The 19,705-nt window shown below is 55.8% G+C and carries 13 protein-coding genes and 1 pseudogene; 10 read left to right on the top strand and 4 right to left on the bottom strand.

Annotated features, from left to right (window positions below; genetic code table 11):
• The first annotated feature begins 265 nt into the window (after nucleotides 1-265).
• From paaI to AD928_RS04885, 4 genes are all read left to right on the top strand, one after another.
• Entirely contained in the window at nucleotides 266-697 is a 432-nt protein-coding gene (gene paaI, locus AD928_RS04870; protein ID WP_062143219.1) for a hydroxyphenylacetyl-CoA thioesterase PaaI, read from the top strand.
• Between the two features lie 99 nt (nucleotides 698-796).
• On the top strand, nucleotides 797-1,852 hold the full coding sequence (locus AD928_RS04875; protein ID WP_167347348.1) for a SphA family protein: 1,056 nt from the start codon (nucleotides 797-799) through the stop codon (nucleotides 1,850-1,852).
• A gap of 38 nt (nucleotides 1,853-1,890) precedes the next feature.
• The gene (locus tag AD928_RS04880) at nucleotides 1,891-3,384 is read left to right on the top strand and encodes an aldehyde dehydrogenase family protein (protein ID WP_062143223.1); all 1,494 of its coding nucleotides are present in this window, start codon (nucleotides 1,891-1,893) and stop codon (nucleotides 3,382-3,384) included.
• Nucleotides 3,385-3,472: 88 nt separating this feature from the next.
• Nucleotides 3,473-5,620, top strand: coding sequence for a PQQ-dependent dehydrogenase, methanol/ethanol family (locus AD928_RS04885; protein WP_062143224.1), 2,148 nt, complete (start codon nucleotides 3,473-3,475; stop codon nucleotides 5,618-5,620).
• Between the two features lie 629 nt (nucleotides 5,621-6,249).
• On the opposite strand, the gene AD928_RS04890 is transcribed toward AD928_RS04885, so the two are convergent.
• A complete protein-coding gene (locus AD928_RS04890; protein WP_061506609.1) occupies nucleotides 6,250-7,485 on the bottom strand; it encodes a NupC/NupG family nucleoside CNT transporter in 1,236 nt (411 codons plus the stop codon).
• Between the two features lie 89 nt (nucleotides 7,486-7,574).
• A complete protein-coding gene (locus tag AD928_RS04895; RefSeq protein ID WP_062248705.1) occupies nucleotides 7,575-8,381 on the bottom strand; it encodes a ribonuclease T2 family protein in 807 nt (268 codons plus the stop codon).
• Nucleotides 8,382-8,574: 193 nt separating this feature from the next.
• Between AD928_RS04895 and AD928_RS04900 the strand changes: the two genes are divergently transcribed.
• From AD928_RS04900 to AD928_RS04910, 3 genes are read left to right on the top strand one after another with little or no spacing between them, the layout of a single operon-like run.
• Nucleotides 8,575-9,207, top strand: a complete 633-nt coding sequence (locus tag AD928_RS04900) for a nucleoside 2-deoxyribosyltransferase (RefSeq protein WP_062248707.1) — start codon at nucleotides 8,575-8,577, stop codon at nucleotides 9,205-9,207.
• Complete coding sequence (gene cdd, locus AD928_RS04905) at nucleotides 9,200-9,634, top strand: cytidine deaminase (protein WP_062248712.1); 435 nt, start codon at nucleotides 9,200-9,202, stop codon at nucleotides 9,632-9,634. The genes AD928_RS04900 and cdd overlap by 8 nt, the downstream gene beginning before the upstream one ends.
• A 36-nt stretch (nucleotides 9,635-9,670) precedes the next feature.
• Nucleotides 9,671-10,600 (top strand): nucleoside hydrolase, encoded by a 930-nt coding sequence (locus AD928_RS04910; RefSeq protein WP_062248714.1) that lies wholly within the window; start codon nucleotides 9,671-9,673, stop codon nucleotides 10,598-10,600.
• Between the two features lie 84 nt (nucleotides 10,601-10,684).
• On the opposite strand, the gene AD928_RS04915 is transcribed toward AD928_RS04910, so the two are convergent.
• Together AD928_RS04915 and AD928_RS04920 are read right to left on the bottom strand one after the other, a co-directional pair.
• The gene (locus AD928_RS04915) at nucleotides 10,685-11,764 is read right to left on the bottom strand and encodes a purine-nucleoside phosphorylase (protein ID WP_062248724.1); all 1,080 of its coding nucleotides are present in this window, start codon (nucleotides 11,762-11,764) and stop codon (nucleotides 10,685-10,687) included.
• Between the two features lie 135 nt (nucleotides 11,765-11,899).
• Nucleotides 11,900-14,533: a M1 family metallopeptidase gene (locus tag AD928_RS04920; RefSeq protein ID WP_062248716.1), complete on the bottom strand. Its 2,634-nt coding sequence runs from the start codon at nucleotides 14,531-14,533 to the stop codon at nucleotides 11,900-11,902.
• A gap of 227 nt (nucleotides 14,534-14,760) precedes the next feature.
• Here AD928_RS04920 and AD928_RS04925 point away from each other — a divergent pair, with 227 nt between their 5' ends.
• The 3 genes and pseudogenes from AD928_RS04925 to nirB all read left to right on the top strand — a co-directional run.
• Nucleotides 14,761-15,945: a nitrate/nitrite transporter gene (locus AD928_RS04925; protein WP_062248719.1), complete on the top strand. Its 1,185-nt coding sequence runs from the start codon at nucleotides 14,761-14,763 to the stop codon at nucleotides 15,943-15,945.
• Nucleotides 15,942-17,612: pseudogene (locus AD928_RS04930) on the top strand (alginate export family protein). Before AD928_RS04925 ends, AD928_RS04930 begins: the two are co-directional and overlap by 4 nt.
• 18 nt (nucleotides 17,613-17,630) lie before the next feature.
• A partial coding sequence (gene nirB / locus AD928_RS04935; protein WP_062248722.1) for a nitrite reductase large subunit NirB occupies nucleotides 17,631-19,705 on the top strand: 2,075 nt, incomplete at its 3' end.

Consider the following 19,705-nt stretch of genomic DNA (forward strand, 5'->3'; position numbering starts at 1 on the left):
AGATCCTCCCTCAGAAGTGATGGCGACAGAGACAGAAACTCTGTAATGTCAGAATCGTTATTGATCGTCCAGACGGTTAATTAAAGACCGCGTTGGTCTGAGGCGGGAGTGCTTACGTGAAGCCAACCCTTTTTATAGTGCACAACAGCGCTACGCTTGCCTTAAACAGAGACAAGCTACGCACGACCTGTTTTCGCCAAGTATTTAGAGGAAGCTTCTTGGTTTTCGTAAAACAGCGCGTAACTCGGACCAATGGTAAAGCGACATGACCCCAGAAGAACGTGCCCGCGCAGCAGCCAGAGCCTTATGGACCAATGACAGGGCAAGCAAAAGCCTGGGCATGGAAATCCTGGAAGTAGGACCCGGCTTTTCGATAGTTGCCATGAATGCAACCATTGAAATGGCCAACGGCATCGGCACAATCCATGGTGGCTTTATCTTTGCTTTGGCCGACAGCGCATTTGCTGTCGCGTGCAATAGCTACAATGATCGTACAGTCGCCGCGCATTGCTCCATCACTTATCTGGCCCCCGGCGTGGCAGGCAAGCGCCTCCTCGCAAGCGCCCGGGAAATCAGTCGCGCAGGACGTTCCGGCCTGTACGACATTGAAATCAGTCAGGAAGGAACCATCATAGCGCAATTTCGCGGGCATTCCCGATCCATAGGCGGCCCCCTGTTCTCCGAGCCGTCTTCATAACGGTCTTAATCAATAAACACGAAAAGCGTGTTGATAATAAAAAACACGGCAAACGTGTTCGCAACAAAAGCACGGTCAACGTGCTACATGGAGGAACTTATGGCACTGCCTTATTCTGCTGTGTCGAAGGGTAAAGGTTTCGTTCAGTCTTGTCGTGCCGCACAAGGCACCTCGCGGGACGACATCATGGCGTTTCAGCGCAAGAAACTGAGAAAAATTCATGACTCTCTTTTCAAAAACACACTGCCCTTTGTTTTGATCACATTGGCAGCGTGGAGCTTGCATGCTGCGCCACGCGCGGCTTATGCCACTGAGGGAGGTGGCAGTACCTACCCCATGGGGGTCAATACCGTTTTGCCGGCCATCATGCCAGATCTCGGGAAAACCGAACTTCTGAATTATCTTACTGATATTCCGCTGACATCCCTCAACGACAGCCACGGTCGTCATTCCCCCGAAGCATTTGGAGGGAATCTGTTCGCGTTTGCGCCGCGCCTTTTGCATACATGGAATTTTGCACTAGGGGACTTTCATTTTTCTACCGGACTTTCGCCAGTTTTCCAGCGCAAATATGTAAGTGTCGGTGGCCAGAACAGCTATACTTTCAACATGTCATCATTCGACCTGCAGGCCCTCTATGTCACTTGGTCGAAAGGAGACTTGCATTTACTGTTCGGACAGGATTTCTGGTTTCCGGGCTCCTCCTACAACCACTCTGATTTCTCGAATGTTACTGCCACGCGCGTGACGTTCATGGAAGAAGGCGCCGTGACATGGACTCCTGGAAACTGGGAGTTTTCTCTTGAAAATACAGTTCAGATGTCAACCCGTAACCGTGATACAGGCTACCATGATGGTACATTGTTCAACATGGATTATGGTATTTCCTACCGCCCGTTCCCCAAATTGCGCAAACTGCAGTTTGGCGTCAACGGCAACTGGGCCTACCAGACAAGTAACGACACCCTGAACGGGCAACGTTATATGGACGGCTACAAGCTGCGCAACTTCACCATAGGACCGCAGATTGTTTATGATTTTTCCCCCGGTACAGCCGTAGTCCTTAAATGGCAGCATGCCCTGGATGCCCGCAATACAATTGGCGGCGACCGTTACTGGGTGGAATTTGCCTTACCGATCCACCTGTTCGACTGATCAATAATATCTTCCGTTCAGAACAGGAAGTTTAAAATATGGTTGAAGTTTCCATACTACCCCAAGTTCGCGATTTCATGAATCGGTTGAACGGTCAGTTCATAAACGGCAAAACTGTTGTTTCCCAGCAGGACGAAGTGATCACCATCACCAATCCCGCTACGGATGAGGTGATTGCACATGTTGCCACGGCCACGAGCGGAGATATCGACTATGCGGTAGACTCCGCTCACCGTGCCTTTCACAGTGGCTGGGCGGACGTTTCTCCAGCCCAGCGCGGCCTGGTGCTGAACCGGCTTGCCGATCTCATGATCGCCCATCGTGAAGAACTGGCACAGATTGAGACCCTGACTTCGGGAAAGCTGATTACTTTATCACGCGCTTTCGAGGTCGATTATGCCGTATCGTTCCTGCGCTATTATGCAGGCTGGACAACACGAATTGAGGGCAAGACTGTTGCACTCTCTATCCCTTCCGCCAGTGGCGAGAAATATACCGGGCTGACACTGCGTGAGCCACTGGGTGTGGTGGCAGGCATTGTACCCTGGAATTTTTCGATCATGATTGCGGTCTGGAAATTCGGGTCAGCGCTGGCGTGCGGCTGCACAGCCGTCATCAAGCCCAGCGAGGTAACGCCCCTCACCATGCTACGTGTTGCAGAACTGGCGATTGAAGCAGGAATCCCTCCTGGTGTTCTAAACGTGATCAACGGCCCCGGGCAGCAGGTGGGTTACGCCCTCACAACACATCCCAAAATTGCCAAAGTCACGTTTACCGGCGGCATGGAAACAGGGGAAATTATCGGCACAGCCGCCCTTCAATCTGGCTTCAAACGGGTCACTCTCGAACTCGGTGGCAAGAATGCCGCTGGTTTCTTACCTGATGTTTCGCCAGAGAAGACGGTAGAGGGCATTATTGAGGCCGGTTTTCTCAATTCGGGTCAAGTCTGTGCTTCTGCTGAACGCTATTATGTCCATCGCTCCCTGATCAATGATGTAGCAGAGCAACTCGGCAAGCGCCTGGCGACCCTCACACCGGGTGATCCGATGGATGATGAAAGCCGTTTCGGCCCGCTGGCAAACAGATCTCATTTTAACAAAGTGATCGGGTATTTCACGCGAGCGCGTGACCAGAATCTGACATTCATCCATGGCGGCGGCGCATTTGATCTGCCTGGTTGCTACGTACAGCCAACGGCAGTACTGGCGCGATCAGAGAATGACGAACTGATGCGTCAGGAAGTATTCGGTCCAGTCGCGTCTCTTCTGGCGTATGACAGCGTGGACGAACTGGTGACACTCATGAACGACTCACCATACGGTCTGGCTGCCAGCCTCTGGACCAACAATCTATCGCAGGCCCTGCGGCTCATTCCGCGTGTTGAAGCGGGTACAGTCTGGGTCAACATGCACAATTATCTCGATCCCGCCATGCCCTTTGGCGGTACAAAAGGATCTGGAATCGGTCGTGAATTCGGAAGTGCGTTCATCGATCATTTCACGGAAATCAAATCAGTGATCATGCGATATTAAAAACAATAACCGGAGCACTCTTCGCAAATCAGCACCGGTCGAGAGCAATATCATGAAGCACTTTTTCCTGTTTAGGGCGACCTTATATATGGTCGTCATCCTTACCTTGTCCGCTACCCATCTATCGCAAAGCCAGGCTGCGACGGATGATCCTCTCGTCACACAAGCGGAGGAATCGCCACAGAACTGGCCGGCCCATGGACGCACCTATAACGAACACCGTTATAGCCCGCTAAACCAGATCAACACGGAAACAATTGGCCGGCTCAAACTGGCGTGGTCAAGCAACTTTGACACCAATCGCGGCCAGGAAGGCACGCCGCTGGTGGTCAATGGCATCCTCTACGCCACGACAAACTGGAGCAAGGTTCGCGCCTATGATGGAGCGAGCGGCAAGTTGCTCTGGAGTTATGATTCTCAAGTGCCGGGACCATCCGCCGTGCGCGGCTGTTGTGATACCGTTAATCGTGGGGCAGCCTACTGGAACGACAAGATTTTTGTAGGAACATTCGATAACCGTCTGATCGCTCTGGATGCTAAAACCGGCCACAAAATATGGGAGGTGGACACAATTCCAAAGGACGCGTGGCTGGGCGATATCAGATCCTACATTACCGATGGCGCACCACGCGTAGCCAAAGGCATAGTGATGATCGGCAATGGTGGGGCGGAGTTCGGCGTACGCGGCTTCGTCTCGGGCTTCGATGCTGAAACCGGGGCGCTGAAATGGCGCTTCTACACCACGCCAAACCGTTCAAATCAACCCGACCACGCAGCATCTGACGCCCCCCTGATGACCATCGCCTATCGTACCTGGGGGCCGCATGGTGCATGGATCCACTCCGGCGGTGGCGGAACGGTTTGGGATTCCATCGTTTATGATCCGCAGACCGATCTTGTCTATCTTGGCGTCGGCAACGGCTCACCGTGGAACTATAAGCAACGTTCTGATGGGATTGGGGACAATCTCTTCCTTGGGTCAATTGTGGCCATTCGACCAGAAACCGGTGAATATGTCTGGCATTTCCAGGAAACGCCTCAGGACCAGTGGGATTATACCTCGACCCAGCACATTATGACCGCCGATCTCGAAATCAACGGCAAAAAGCGTCATGTCCTGCTTCACGCACCAAAAAACGGTTTCTTCTACATTGTAGACGCGCAAACAGGTGAATTTATCTCCGCAAGGAACTATGTGCCTGTCAACTGGGCCAAAGAGATTGATCCCGTAACGGGCCGCCCCAACATCGTTCCTGACGCACTGTATTCACTTACGGGCAAACCTTGGGCAGGCCTTCCCGGGGATCTGGGCGGACATAATTTTGCAGCCATGAGCTATAGCGCCCAGACTGGCCTTGTCTATATTCCTGCCCAACAGATCCCGATGGTGTTTACCCCCGACGCCCACCCCTTGAAGCACAAAGGCTTGAACCTCGGAATCAGCATGCAGGGCCTTCCCGATGATCCCGCTATCCGCGACGGTTTTCTCAAGACCCTCACAGGGTGGCTGATTGCGTGGGACCCCAAACAACAGAAGGAAATCTTTCGGGTCGATCACAGGGGGCCATGGAACGGGGGCCTCCTTTCCACGGGAGGCAACCTGATCTTCCAGGGGCTAGCGAACGGCGAATTCCATGCCTATGACGCAAGGAATGGTGCAGATCTTTTCAATTTCAATGCACAGAGCGGGATTATCGCACCGCCAATCTCCTATGAAGTGAATGGCAAGCAATATATTGCTGTAGAAACCGGTTGGGGTGGCATCTATCCATTGCTGATGGGACGAACCGCGCTATCCTCGGGCTGGACGGTCAATCATTCCCGTCTGCTCGTTTTCGCGCTGGATGGTACAGCAGAACTCCCACCACAAAATGACAGGGGGATGATACCGGTCAAGCCGCCAGAACAATTCGATGCACAGCAGGCTGCCGCAGGGTACCAGCTTTACGAAACGTTCTGTCAGGTCTGCCATGGTGACAACGCGCTTTCTGGTGGTGTCCTTCCGGACCTGCGCTGGTCTGGTGCCATTCATCACTTGGCGGGATTCCAGAATGTTGTGGGTCGAGGAGCCCTGACCGCGTACGGCATGGCACGCTTTGATGACATCCTTTCTCGCCAGGACATTGAAAAAATCCGCCAGTTCCTGATCAAACGGGCCAATGAGACCTACGCGCGAGAAGTAGCAGCCCGCGCCAACCCTCAAAACATCCCACAAGGCCGCGCGATTACCGAATAAGACACGGTATCATCTTGTGCCGGGCAAGTATCCAGAGAGAGCCGAGGGCGTAATCATGCTTCGATGGTATTATTGTTCTGGTGAAAATTTTCCTAATGTCGTGGAGGGAGACCATCAGATAAGTCGGGGTCACGCCAACGAAAATCCATCGTATAGCGAGCGCATTCGAGCACAACGAACTCAAACATTCGCTTTCCCTGTGATCCGTTCTCTCTCCTGCTGCTCCAGAGACAAAGCGTTAACCTGGCAGGGCGGCAATTTTCCGGGCCCAATTTGGGCCCACCCCGATGTGATATCCAGTTGTATCTAGTGACAGTCACTGATATTAAATACCTTGTTATCAATAATTTAAACGTACGAACCCGGTCATTTAGCTTATACTTATCGCCCTCTCACGGCGACAACACGGGTTCGAATCCCGTACGGGACGCCATATCTTCTCTGAAGATACACTGGCTAGTTTACTAAAAATTCCAGAATTAAAGCGATGATTTTGGATCCATGAAAATGGATCACAAAGCCGCACGCTTTTTGCTCCGGCCTTTCGCCTGATGCGTAAAAGGCCTTAAGGGCACTGGGTTTCTCAGCGTTTGCCGCTTCGCTTTTTTCACAAAACGGCGTGTGCCGCCTTACGCAAGAATAATCCCCGCAATCGCAGCACTCATAAAATTGGAGAGCATGCCCGCCAGCACCGCACGGGCGCTGATCTGGGCCAGTTCTGCACGGCGCTCGGGGCACTGGCTCCCAAAGGCTGCCACAAGAATGCCAATGGAACTTAAATTGGCAAAGCCGCAGAGTGCAAACGTCGCGATCGCCCCACTGCGTGCAGAAAGCACTCCATTCTGCAAAGACGGGGCAAGATGCAGGTAGGCGACAAATTCGTTAATAACGAGCTTCAGCCCCAGCACAGAGCCAACAATCGTGCATTCCCCGGCAGGCACACCCAACAGCCAGGCAATGGGGGAAAACAGCAGGCCGAAGAGATATTCCAAAGAGAGGAAAGGCTTATGAATGGCCTGCCCTAACGCCTGAAACCCACTGTTGATCAGCGCAATCAGCCCGATAAAAGCCACCAGTGTCGCCGCCACGGCGACGGCTGTTTTGGTGCCTTTCAAAGCGCCTTCGGTAATAGTTTCAAAAAAAGCCTGATTGTAGGAGGAACGCCCGGCGGCCAGCGTATCCACCGGACTGCCGGCTGGGCGGGGGGCAAGGATTTTTGCAAACATCATCCCACCCGGAATGGCCATGAAAGATGCTGCCACCAGATAATGAGCCGGCACCCCTAACCCAACATAGCCAACCAGCGTTGCGCCGGAAACGGAAGCCACACCACTGCACAGCACGCTGAACAGTTCCGTGGGGGCCATCGTCCGCAGGTAAGGGCCTAATGCCACCGGCAGCTCACTCTGGCCGATAAAAATGGTGATGATCGCCCCAAAGGATTCAACCGGCGAGGTGCCCAGAATCTTCTGCAGGATCTTTCCTGTTGTGCGGGCAAAAATCTGCATGACGCCGACATGAAACAGGATGGCAATCAGCGCGCTAACATAAACCAGAGAGGGCAGCACCCTGAAGGCAAAAACGAAGCCATCATTCGGGAAGACGGTCGCCATTTTGTCACTGGCCAGTGCGCCAAAAAGGAAACGCGCCCCCTCATCCCCGCAGGAGAGGATTTTTGTCACACCTTCGGACAGAGACCACAAAATCTGCTGCCCCACAGGCACGCGCAGGACAAGCAGACCAATTGCGACCTGAGCCAGCAGGCAGCTCAGAACCGTGCGAAGGCTGATATTTTTCCGGTCTTTTGAAAACAAGACCGCAATACCCAGAAGCAGGAGAATACCGAGACATCCACGACTATGCACTGAATGATCCTTCTCTCAAGGTCTGCATTTCCACATCTCCTGAGCCCATGATGACAAAAAATGCGCCTGCTCGTACGTGCAGCAGGCTCTTACAGACGCACACCCGCAGCAGGCCATTGCGGAACAAGGAACTGCGCGGGGCAGTTATCCTGCATCTGAGGACTACTGAGGAACGCATCCGTTTTTGGAAATTTGTCCAGCGAAGACGGTTTGAGAGTGAACCAGATCTGGGAGAGAACGGCCTCCCCTTGTGGCGTCTTGTTACACTGGAACTGCACACCCCGCTCCGGCAGAGGGCCGGTATCCACTTCAATCTGGCTGGTCAGTTCGGCTTTGGTAACGCGCGTGCCTGCCTCAGTCGTCAGATGCTGCGCGGAGGGAAGTGCCGCAAACCGATCCCGCAGCCGGGAGGCGACGGAGAAAAACTGCTCTCCCTCCATCCCGAAACACTGCACATGCTTGGTGTATTCATGCGCCACCAGACTGGAGTGCGTGTGAGCCACCACCTCTGACAGACGATGCGACAAACCCTCGGAAAGCGTGGGCGATGCAGACGCCGCATCTCCGTCATACAGGCTGCACCCTTTGCGCCACCATGTCGTAACGGGCACCTGCGCTCGTATGAGGTCAGACGGACGGGACGCCCAAAGCCCATGCAGCCCGATGAGCGGCGTCTGGGGTTGATCCGCCTGACAGCTATTCCCTTCCGGCCCCGTGCAAAAACCCGGTTGCCATGTGAGGGCAAGGGTATAATGCCCAAAATCTCCGTGTCGTGGCGCTGTGAGCAAGAGATCCCCCGCACCACCTGCAGGCGATGCAGAAGGATGCTGAGCGCACCCGGATAGCAGAAAACAGGCAGCCATCACGCCGGAAAAAAGAAACTGTACTGCCCGCATAATCTGTTTGATCCTTACGCAGAAAGGGGAAAGGAAAAAGCGCTATCCTGCTGATGTGGAAAGCTATTAATGTTGCTTACATCGTGTGCGGTGTCTATGATTTTTATAATGGAAACGTATTGTTTCTCATAAATTACAGAACACTCTGCGCCAGCCAGAACAGCAGCACGGCCGTCTGAACAGGGAAGACTTTATGACCGAAACCCCGGATTACCCCAAGGTTTACCTTGGTGGAGACCTTGTCTTCAGGAAAAACGCACAAGAGCTTTTCAAAGCCTTCAAAGAGATGTGTCTGGCCGTCCGCCTGCACGGCGTCTCGCCTTTTGATGGTCAGGATGAGGTCGAAGCCCTGCCGCCCGGCAAGGAAACCAGTCTGCTGATAGCCCGGCTGGATCGCGGCCTGATGGATGAGTGTGACGCCGCCCTGTTCTGTATCGATCCCTTTCGCCGCGCGGCGGATATGGACCCCGGCACCGCAGTGGAAATTGGCTACATGGCCGCCCAGAACAAGCCGATGGCGGGCTACACAGTAGATGGCCGCTTTTACCATGAAAAAGTGCAGACCTATTTTGAGCAGGCCTGGCACACACCGCTGACGGAAGAGCGCCCGCACGATGGAGCCAGAGTGCGCTGGCTGGATGCGGACAGCATGATCGTGCACTCGGAAGGCCTGTTACAAAACGCCATGGTGGAAGGCTTCATCCGGCAGGCGGGCGGCGATATCGCGGTTGCAGATAATATCAGGAGCGCGTTTCGTGCTGCCGCCTCTGATCTGGCGGGGCTGATTTATGGCACCGCTGAGAAAAAGGATACCTCCCATGGATGAGAAAACCGTAGCAACCCTGACGCAGAAAGCGCTGGCGGCTCGTAGCAATGCTTACGCGCCCTATTCCCGTTTCCTCGTGGGCGCCGCCTTAATCACAGAAGACGGTCAGGTTTTTTCCGGCTGCAATGTTGAGAACGCGGCCTATCCGGAAGGCGTGTGTGCGGAAGCCGGGGCGATTTCCGCCATGATCGCCGCAGGCGGGTCCCGCAAAATTGCAACGATTATGGTCGCTGGCAAAGGACCTGCCCCCTGTTTGCCGTGTGGTGGGTGCCGCCAGAAAATCCGTGAATTTGCAACGCAGAGAACCTGCGTTCTGGTAGTGGATGAAAACGGCACAGAGTTGTTTAAAGACGACCTTCATGCCCTCCTCCCCCATTCTTTCGGCCCTGAAAACCTTGAGACCGGATCTGACAAAAACCCGGCCTGACGCGCATTACCAGATAGACTTTTGCAGGAATTCCGCATGAAGATCATTATCGATACAGACCCCGGGCAGGATGATGCGCTCACCATCCTGCTGGCCCTCGCCAGCCCGGAAATTGAACTTCTGGGTGTGACGACGGTTGCCGGGAACGTGCCAGTTGCGCAAACAACTGAAAACGCCATCAAGACTCTTGATCTTGCAGGCCGCACGGATATTCCCGTGCACGCAGGGGCAGATCGCCCCCTCATTCGCCCCGGTGTGACAGCAACGCATGTGCATGGCAAGACCGGGTTTGAAGGGGTTGATCTGCCCCCGCCGAGCCGCGAGGCAACACCCGGCCATGCCGTTGATTTCATTATCCGCACGGTTATGGAAAACCCGCCGGGTAGCATAACACTTTGCACAATCGGACCGCTGACCAATATTGCTCTGGCACTCGCCAAAGAGCCTGCCCTGCGTGAGCGGATTGGGCAAATTGTCATGATGAGCTGTGCGTTTTCCGAAGTTGGGAATATTACCCCCACCGGGGAATTTAATATCTATGTGGACCCGCATGCTGCACGGATGGTGTTTGACTCCGGTGTGAAGATTGTCGTGTTCCCGCTGGATGTCACGCATCAGCTCCACACCAGCAAGGCGCGCCTTGAGCGTATTGAAGCCATCCCCAACCGGATTGGCCCGATTGTGGCTGCGTGGCTGCGGTTTGAAAAACGCTTTGAAGCCACAAAATATGGCACAGATGGCGGCCCGCTGCATGACCCCAACACCGTGCTCTGGCTGCTCAAACCAGAACTCTACCGTGGCCGTCAGGTTAATGTGGAAATTGAGACCGACAGCGCGCTAACGCTGGGTATGAGCGTGGTGGACTGGTGGGGCATTACCGACAAAAAGAAAAATGCCTTGTTCATGCGGGAAGTTGACGTGGACGGCGTATACGATCTGATTATCGAACGCCTGTCTGCCCTGTAACACAGCTCTGGTCGGAGCATAGACCACGCTCCGGCCTGCCTTATCAAACACCCGACAAAATCACCAAAAAACGCAATACATCCCTCACGGCGCTGTTGTGGCAACCGAGGGAATCTGCGTGCGGTAGCGGTCCCAATGCGCGACGAGTTCAGCAATGACCGAAGCGCCTGCGCGTTCGTTATTATCAAAAGCGACCACCTGCCCCGGCCCTTCATCCCCCATGGATTGCGTAATGGACATATGGGGCGGCGGCATGCTGAAGTTGCTTCCTGAACGCAAAACCATGACCCTCTGCGGGTCAATCACGCCAAAGCGCGCCAGCACGCGCATTTCCACCTGATTGGTCTGGCTTTCTTCATTGGTCATAACAAACTGACCCTTATTTCTGGTCCACAGACGCACCCAGTCCTCCGCCCATGTATTGCGCTGCGCCCCATGCCAGTAGCGGAGTGCGCCTAATGTTTCGCCTTCCAGAATAGCAGGCGGCTTCTGGGCATTCGGATACCCTGCCCACTGCGCCCGACGCTCAGCCAGAGCAGGATCATCCCGCAGAGGCGTCGTGCGGCTAATGGTATAAGCCCAGTGCTCCAGTCCACGATTCAGCGGATAAGCTTTTGTCAGTTCATCAACATCCGTCACAGACCCATAATGGTTGGGGTCACTGGGGAGCGTGTTGGGTTTATCGGCACCAATCGCATACAGGCCATAAGGCCAGCCTTTGGGAATTGTGCGATCATCTATTTCACGCAGTGCATCTCCATCCACAACCCAGCGCGCCCATGCGACACTGCCTGCTGAGGCCACGTTCGGATTGACCCCGGAAATACCGGTAAAAATCCAGTATGTATGATGAAGGTCAAAATGCGGATCAAGCGCCAGTGCTGCAAGGTCTGTCACCCCGTCCTTTAAAACAAGGCCATACACCCCATCCGTGTTGCTCCGCAGAATCTGGGTCGGAATACCAGCGACCGGCATACGCTTGTCCATATGCAAACGCTCAACCCAGAACTGATATTCTCCCGGAGCGTCCCCGGTGTCCGCACCATTTTCCCACCCGGCAACCACAATCACTTTTGGTTCCAGACGGGGCGCAGCTGTTGCAACAGAGCATGGTGCAACAGCAGTTGTGACCGCCAGCCCGCAGCATAAGGCAAGAGCTTTCATTGTTTGATCCATACTCAAGAGACACTTTTTAGAGAATATTATGGTCTGAGACGGTATTTCGGAGAGCCCAAAATACCGTCTTTTATCCGCATCAAAGTGCAGGAGAGCTAGCCCCTGCCCTATGGCAACCAGCGTTTAGTGCTGCGCACCCAGCCATGTCTTGAGCTGGGACTGAGCAGCCTGCATGGCCTCCTTACGCGCCCCGATTTCACTCAGGGCTTTTGCCGTAGCAATTTTACCACCCGTCGTTTTGCTGGAAGACGGGTCTGCTTCAAGCGCCTGCGCTACGTCCGGATTGTCAGAATAGGCGGCAATCTGCGAAAGGAACCCATCCTGAGACCATGGGGCAAGATGCGTTCTGATTTCAGCCTCATGCTGCTTGACCAGCTGCCAGACCAGATCCGGGTTTTCGCTCTCATCCGCCACACGGGCCAGTGCCATGGCAATACGTCCGTTGGGAATAGCGCCGCTGTAAGCCAGTGCGACGTTTTTCTCAATCAGAGTCGGATTGGTCGCCGCTGCCAGCGCATTGAACAGACGCAGCTTGACCTCTGTCGCCTGCGTGGTGCGAACTTTTTCAGCCATGACCTTATAGGTTTTCTCATCTGCGTGCGTCATGGCAATACGCGCCACAACACCGACCAGATCAGGCTTTAAAGATGCCGGATCAGCCTGCCAGCGGGCAAAGCGCTTCCCTGCTTCCGCCACCACTGCCGGATCTTCAAACCTGCCGAGCACAGAAATAACGGACGGACGCAGCATGGTATCCAGCACGTTTTCATCCGCTTTCTGGTCCCAGCCCAGACGCGCCAGAACAGGTGTGAGCTGCTTACGGGCGTAGGCGCGGAAGGTTGCGCGGTCCCGGCTGCCTTTCAGATACTGGTCCAGCGTTTCAAACCGGCCAATAATTTCCTGAAGAACAGCAATATCGCTTTCCTGCGCGGAGAGCAGGCTGTCCGCCAGATCCATATAAGCAGAAAGTGGGGCCTGCCCGGAACGGAACAGGGCGAACTGGTCCCCCAGCAGGTTGGCTCTGTCCACGGGTGCGAAATGCGTTGCATTTTTCAGCAGGGATGCGAAGGCCGGTGCATTGTACTGCACGCGATAATAGCCGCTTTCTCCCAGATTCAGCTTGAGCGGTGCATCACACCCCACAACGCTGAGCGTCTGCGGCGCTTTACCCAGAACCAGCTTTTGTGTCGCCAGACCCGGGCCACCCGCCACAACAGGCACCATCCATGTCTGGGCCGCCGGATGCGGGTCATGAATAGTAAAGCGGCTTCGTGTCAGGGTATAAACCGTTTTGCCAGCCTTACAGGCAGACGCCACATTGACCAGTGGAATACCAGGCTGTTCGGTAAAGCTGCGAGCGACAGGGCCAACATCCAGACCGGATGTTTTAGACAGCGCCTGCCACAAATCCTGACTGGTGGTGCTGCTATAGGCGTGGGACTTCATGTAAAGACGCATCCCGTCACGGAAATGGTCTTCACCCAGCCAGCCTTCCAGCATGCGGATAACCAGTTCACCCTTGCCGTAACTGATGCTGTCAAAAGCCGAGTTGGCTTCACTCACATTATGAATGGTCTGCTGGATGGGGTGCGTGGATGGCAGGGCGTCCGTGCCCATGGTTTCCTCACGCGTTTCATGCTGACGCGGCCAGATGTCCCAGTCCGGGTTCATCTTGTCCGTTGCCTTGATCTCCATCCAGGAGGCAAAGCCTTCATTCAGCCAGATATTGTCCCACCAGCCCATGGTCACGAGGTCACCCGACCACTGATGCGCCATTTCATGCGCGACAACTTCATAAATCAGCTCGCGCGTGCGCGGTGTACTGTTTTTAGGGTCAAACAGCAGGACGTTGTCGATATAAGTCAGCAAGCCCCAGTTTTCCATCGCGCCGGCCTGATAGTTCCCGGGAATGGCTACCATGTCCATTTTGGGAAGAGGATATTTCACGCCAAAATAGCTGTTGTAATAAGGAAGAATTTTTTCTGAGGCATGCAGGGCATACTCTCCCTGCCCTTCCAGGCCGGACGGTGCATAAACGCCCAGCGGCGTGCCATCCGCCTGCCCCTGCACGGACTTCATATCCCCTGCAACCAGCGCCAGCAGATAGGTGGACATCCGCGGCGTTGTAGCAAAGGAGACGCGCTTCTGGCTCGTGCCCTCCGGCGTGCTCTGCGTCACCGGCATGTTGCTGACGGCAACAGCCTCTTTAGGCAGCGTGACATTTAGCTGGAAGGTTGCCTTAAAGGCCGGCTCATCCCAGCCGGGGAACATGCGGCGGGCATCGGCCACTTCAAACTGCGTGACCAGCATCCGCTTTGTCTCGCCGGAAGGGGCTGTGTAGTCATCCACATAAATGCCGTTCGGCGTCTTCAGGATCGGCCCGGAATAGGTGATGACCAGCGTATGCGCACCTTTGCTGACCTTGGCCGGAAAATGCAGGGTCGCGGTCTCGGCCGCATCGTCCTGCGTAATGGTGGCCTTCACGCCATTATCCAGAACAGCCTCGGCCAGATGCAGGCCTGCCTGATTGAGGGTGACATCCGTTGTGGGGGTGCGCACATCAACCTGAATGGTTTCCTGCCCGGCCAGTTTCAGGTTGTCTATATCTGTTGAGATATTGATACCGTAAGAGACAGGCACAACAGTTTTTGGCAACTGCCCCCCGGCGCGCTGGAAGGAGAACACCTGTTCCGCACAGACCGGGCCAGCCAGCGGCAGCCCCGCCAGCAGGGTTGTCAAAGTCAGAAGCCGACGCATGCCATAATTCTCCTAAAAATCCGTTTATCTTTTCGAAATCATTTTGACTTCGGATTATTCCGATCCTACTATCTTAATATATTCACCATTCCGTCAACGGCGGCGGGGTGGCACGGCGCCTTATCCAAAGGCAGAGACGGCACACAGGGCGGATCAACGGCGGTTCGCTGGCTCATGGGAGCGATGGTTTTCCGCGCGGAACTGGCGGGCCATCTGGAAGACGTTCTGTGGATAAAGGGTTCCTCAAAGCCGGCCATACCCCGACGCTCATCGCCGCTTTCCTGTATTTTGATGTCTCCTTTATGGTCTGGGTTCTGCTCGGGCCACTGGGCATTTCCATCGCGCATGACCTGCACCTGAATGCAGGCCAGAAGGGCCTGCTGGTCGCCACCCCTGTTCTGGCAGGGGCAGGCTTACGCGTGCTGGCAGGCGCACTGGTTGATCTCTTCGGCCCCCGCCGCGTCGCCATTGGCGCGCAGATCAGCGTTATTCTCGGCCTGTGGCTGACGTGGTTTCTGGCCCCACACACCTACGCCAGCATGTTCTGGGTCGCACTGGTGCTGGGCATTGCCGGAGCCTCCTTCGCCATTGCGCTGCCGCTGGCCTCCGTATGGTATCCGCCGCGCTATCAGGGCACCGCGCTGGGCATTGCCAGGGCGGGGAATTCCGGCACAGCGCTTGCCTCCCTGTTTGCCCCCGGTCTGGCCGCCATGATGGGCTGGCTGAATGTGCTGGGGCTGGCCACCATTCCGCTCATTATCGTGCTGATTACCTTCCTGTTTCTGGCACGGGAGCCTGCCGCCCGCCCCACCATGCCCAGCCTTGCCGCATGGGGGCCGATTTTGAAATCCGGTGGCTGCTGGGCGCTGATGTTTTTCTACAGCGTCACCTTTGGCGGCTTTGTCGGGCTGGCTGCCTTCCTGACCATTTATTTTAATGACCAGTATCACCTGCCCCCCGCCATTGCCGGGGCCTGCACCGCTTTTGTGGTGTTTGCGGGCTCCTTCATCCGTCCGGTGGGCGGGGCAATGGCAGACCGCGTGGGCGGCACAAAGGCGCTGATGCTGCTTTACGGGCTCGCCGGGGTCATATTCCTGCTGATCGCAACCGGCCTGCCGTCTGTCTATCTGGCATTCGGCGCGTTCTTTCTGGGCATGCTCACACTGGGTCTTGGCAACGGGGCCGTGTTCCAGCTGGTGCCCATCCGCTTCCCACAGCAGGTTGGCATTCTGACAGGACTTGTGGGTATGGCTGGCGGTGTCGGCGGGTTTTATCTAGCCTCGTCCCTCGGGGCCGCCCGCCAGATGACGGGCTCTTACGGACCCGGCTTTTTAACTTTCGCACTTGTCTGTCTCGTTGCATGCGGGTGCGTCACGGTGTGTCATCGCCGTTGGACGGAGAACGCTCAATGAGACGTGTTATTCGCTGCTTTCAAAACTGGCGGTCAGGCAGCCTTGTTCTGAGTGTCGCCCTCACCGGCACGGCCTGGGCGGATGAGCAGACGCACCCGGCAACACAAAAGGCCGCCCCACCGGCTGCCGCTACGCCGCTGACCCCCGTGGTCCCGGTGCCTGTTCTGGTCAGCCCGGACAAAAAGGCGATGCTGAAAGGCTCTCTCTACCATCCGGACTGGCAGATTTTTAACGCTGGCAGCAACGTCGCCTCCGGCTTTGGCGTGGTAAGCGGCTACGGTCAGACCCGGTGGTCGGAAGACTGGAGCGATCTGGCCCGCACGCCTTCAAACATTCGGAAAAATGACTGGTTCAACCGCCTGAAATATGTGCGGCTGAATGACAGCGGTAGCATCTGGATGAGCTTTGGCGGCGAAGAACGCCTGCGCTATATTTTTGAAAATCAGCCCATGCAGGGGCAGGCGGGCAAGACCAACGCCAGCCGCGTTCTGCTGCGCAACCAATATGGGGCGGACCTGCATCTGGGTGAACATGTGCGGGCCTATGCGGAATTCCTGTATGGCGTGGCGGGTGGGTCCAACACCTACGGCTATCAGACCGGTGCGCAGCGTGAAAGTCTGGACCTCCAGCAAGGAATTCTGGAAGTCAAAGGACGGCTACTGGGCGCTCAGATGGGGGTAATTGGCGGGCGGCAGGTCTTTCTGGATGCGCCGGTTTCCATGCAGTCCCCGCGCGATCTGACCAACGTGCAGCAAACATGGGACGGCTTCCGGGGCTATGCTGTCTGGAACCGGTTCCGGATTGATCTGTTCGACTTCATGCAGACCAACAAGCTCCCGCAAAAGGTTTTTGCAGACGGCACTAATTACAATGCCCGCCTGTATGGTGCCTATACGTCCACCGCCCTGCCCTCTTTCCAGTTCATGGGGCAGAAAAGCCAGATGTTCGCGGATGTGTTTTTTCTGGGCTATCTGTACGGCGGCGCAGCTGCCTCCATTCCGGCGGCGGCTCCCGGCAGTGTACAGAAAGGCTCATCCCGGCGGGACAATGTGGGCATGCGGCTGTGGGGCAATGTCGGGCCTTTCAGCACCAGTCTGACCGGTATTTTTCAGGGTGGGGAATTCCGCCCGGCCAAAACAAGCCAGAGCACCCGCTCTGTGCGCGCTTATGCCGTGAATGGCAGTATTACGTACACACGCTCCGACTGGGCCGGTAAACCGGGCTTTGGTGTGCAGGGGGATCTGTTCTCCGGTGGTTCTGACCGCAGTCAGGACGGTGCCGTGGGCACGTTTTCCACCCCGTTTGTGCCGCTGCCGTATTACAATGACCTTTCACTTTCTCTCACATCCCAAAACCTGATTGGCGTTGGTCCTATCGCCAACTTTACCATGCTCCCCACCCTGCACCTTAAGCTGCACGTGCCCGTCTTCTGGCGTGCCAGCACGCAGGACGCCATTTATGGCGGGAACGGCAAAATCTACAGCTGGCGCAATAACCTTCATGGCGGCTTTACGGGCGTGATGCCCTACACCCAGCTTTCCTAGAACTTTGCGCCGCACTGGGCCTGGACACACGATATTGAAGGCATCCTGCTCTCCCGCGGGATGCGGGATGTCGGGGCCAAAGAGGGCGCGCTTTATATGCAGACGCTCGAATTCAAGTTTTAAAGGCAGGGGAGAAAACCCATGACCACCAGAGGCAACATTATTATTGTCGGCAACGGAATGGTTGGCCATTACTGTGCGGAACAGCTCGTGATGCACGGCCTGCACGAAACCCACCAGATTCATGTCTTTGGTGAAGAACGCCACCACGCCTATGACCGTGTGCATCTGACCGATTACATGACCGGGCAGGATGCACTGGCCCTGCGGCTGCATCAGGAAGACTTCCACACCGCACACGGCATCACGCTGCACCTGAACAGCCGGATTACAGACATTGACCGCGCGGCAAAAACTGTCACGACAGAAAACGAAATCCTGCCTTACACAACGCTGATTCTCGCAACCGGCTCCACGCCGTTTGTCCCGCCTGTTCCGGGCAATACCGGCACGGCAGGGCTGGTCTATCGCACACTGGAAGATCTGGACCTGATCCGCGCCGCAGCCGAAGGCGCGCAGCATGGCACAGTAATTGGTGGCGGCCTGCTGGGGCTGGAAGCCGCCAATGCGCTCAAAGTGCTGGGACTGGATGTGAGTGTGATCCAGCTCGGCAGCCACCTTATGTCCGCCCAGCTGGATGAAGAGGGTGGACGCGCCCTGAAAAAACGGATTGAAGCGCTCGGTATTGATGTGCGCGTCCTGCACCAGACGCAGGAAATCGTGCCCGGCACCACACACCGCCATAAACTGATTTTTGCTGATAGTTCCTCGCTGGAAACAGACATGGTTGTCTTTTCCGCAGGGATCAAACCGCAGGACATGCTGGGCCGCGCCTGTGGGCTACAAATCGGTCCGCGCGGCGGCATTGTGGTCGATAACCAGTGCCGCACGTCCGACCCGGATATTTTTGCCGTTGGCGAATGTGCCTTGTGGGAAGGCCAGATTTTCGGCCTTGTCGCCCCCGGTTACACCATGGCCCGCACCGTGGCAGCACTGCTGGCTGGTGATGCAGAAGCCGCCTTTACCGGCGCAGACATGTCCACAAAACTGAAGCTGCAGGGCGTGGATGTCGGCTCGATTGGTGATGCTCACGGGCAGGAACCCGGCTGCACCAGCTACCGCTTTATTGGCGAGGCAGACGGCTCCTACCGCCGCCTTGTGCTTTCCGCCGATGGCAGCCGCGTGACCGGCGCTGTTCTGGTTGGTGATAATTCTTACTACGACACCATTTTCCAATATGTGCAAAATGGCATAGCGCCCCCGGCTGACCCGGCAGTGCTGATCCTGCCGCGTGGTGAAGGCGCGGAACTGCTTGGTGCAGATGCCCTGCCGGATACCGCTCCCATCTGCTCCTGCCATAACGTGACCAAAGGGGCGATCAGCAACGCGATTGAGCAGGGCTGCATAGACCTCGCCACACTCAAAAAAGGCACAAAAGCCAGCACAGGCTGCGGCGGATGTTCTGCGCTGCTGAAAAGCGTTTTTGAAACGGAACTGACCGCGCGCGGCATTACGGTTGACCACAGCCTGTGCGAACATTTCTCCTACACACGGCAGGAACTCTATTCCCTCGTCCGCGTGCATAACATCCGCAGTTTTGAAGAGCTGATGGCGCAGTATGGCAATGGCGGTCTGGGCTGCGATATCTGTAAACCGACAGTCGGTTCCATTCTGGCCTCTGCCTGGAACAAACCCATTACGGACCCGCTCTATATCCCGCTACAGGATACGAACGATGCGTTCATGGGCAACATGCAGAAAAACGGCACCTATTCCGTTGTGCCGCGCATTGCCGGGGGTGAGATTACGCCCGACAAGCTGATTGTTCTGGGGCAGGTTGCCAAAAAATATAATCTCTACACCAAGATTACCGGCGGCCAGCGCGTGGACCTGTTTGGCGCGCAGTTGCATCAGCTCCCTGAGATCTGGCGCGAACTGCTGGATGCCGGTTTTGAAACAGGCCATGCCTACGGCAAATCCACTCGCACAGTAAAATCCTGCGTCGGCAGCACATGGTGCCGTTATGGCGTGCAGGATAGTGTAGGCAAGGCGCTGGATCTGGAAAACCGCTATAAAGGCCTGCGGTCTCCGCACAAGCTGAAATTTGCCGTCTCCGGCTGCACGCGGGAATGTGCGGAAGCGCAGAGCAAGGATGT

The sequence above is a fragment of the Acetobacter cerevisiae genome (genome assembly GCF_001580535.1).
Classification (GTDB): domain Bacteria; phylum Pseudomonadota; class Alphaproteobacteria; order Acetobacterales; family Acetobacteraceae; genus Acetobacter; species Acetobacter cerevisiae.

Bases quoted from the DNA above. Each gene is read 5' to 3' on its own strand.
- AD928_RS04915 (WP_062248724.1), bottom strand. From the start codon at position 11,764: ATGAAAGCTCTTGCCTTATGCTGCGGGCTGGCGGTCACAACTGCTGTT.
- AD928_RS04910 (WP_062248714.1), top strand. From the start codon at position 9,671: ATGAAGATCATTATCGATACAGACCCCGGGCAGGATGATGCGCTCACC.
- AD928_RS04900 (WP_062248707.1), top strand. From the start codon at position 8,575: ATGACCGAAACCCCGGATTACCCCAAGGTTTACCTTGGTGGAGACCTT.
- AD928_RS04885 (WP_062143224.1), top strand. From the start codon at position 3,473: ATGGTCGTCATCCTTACCTTGTCCGCTACCCATCTATCGCAAAGCCAG.
- AD928_RS04895 (WP_062248705.1), bottom strand. From the start codon at position 8,381: ATGCGGGCAGTACAGTTTCTTTTTTCCGGCGTGATGGCTGCCTGTTTT.
- AD928_RS04920 (WP_062248716.1), bottom strand. From the start codon at position 14,533: ATGCGTCGGCTTCTGACTTTGACAACCCTGCTGGCGGGGCTGCCGCTG.
- AD928_RS04875 (WP_167347348.1), top strand. From the start codon at position 797: ATGGCACTGCCTTATTCTGCTGTGTCGAAGGGTAAAGGTTTCGTTCAG.
- AD928_RS04880 (WP_062143223.1), top strand. From the start codon at position 1,891: ATGGTTGAAGTTTCCATACTACCCCAAGTTCGCGATTTCATGAATCGG.
- cdd (WP_062248712.1), top strand. From the start codon at position 9,200: ATGGATGAGAAAACCGTAGCAACCCTGACGCAGAAAGCGCTGGCGGCT.
- paaI (WP_062143219.1), top strand. From the start codon at position 266: ATGACCCCAGAAGAACGTGCCCGCGCAGCAGCCAGAGCCTTATGGACC.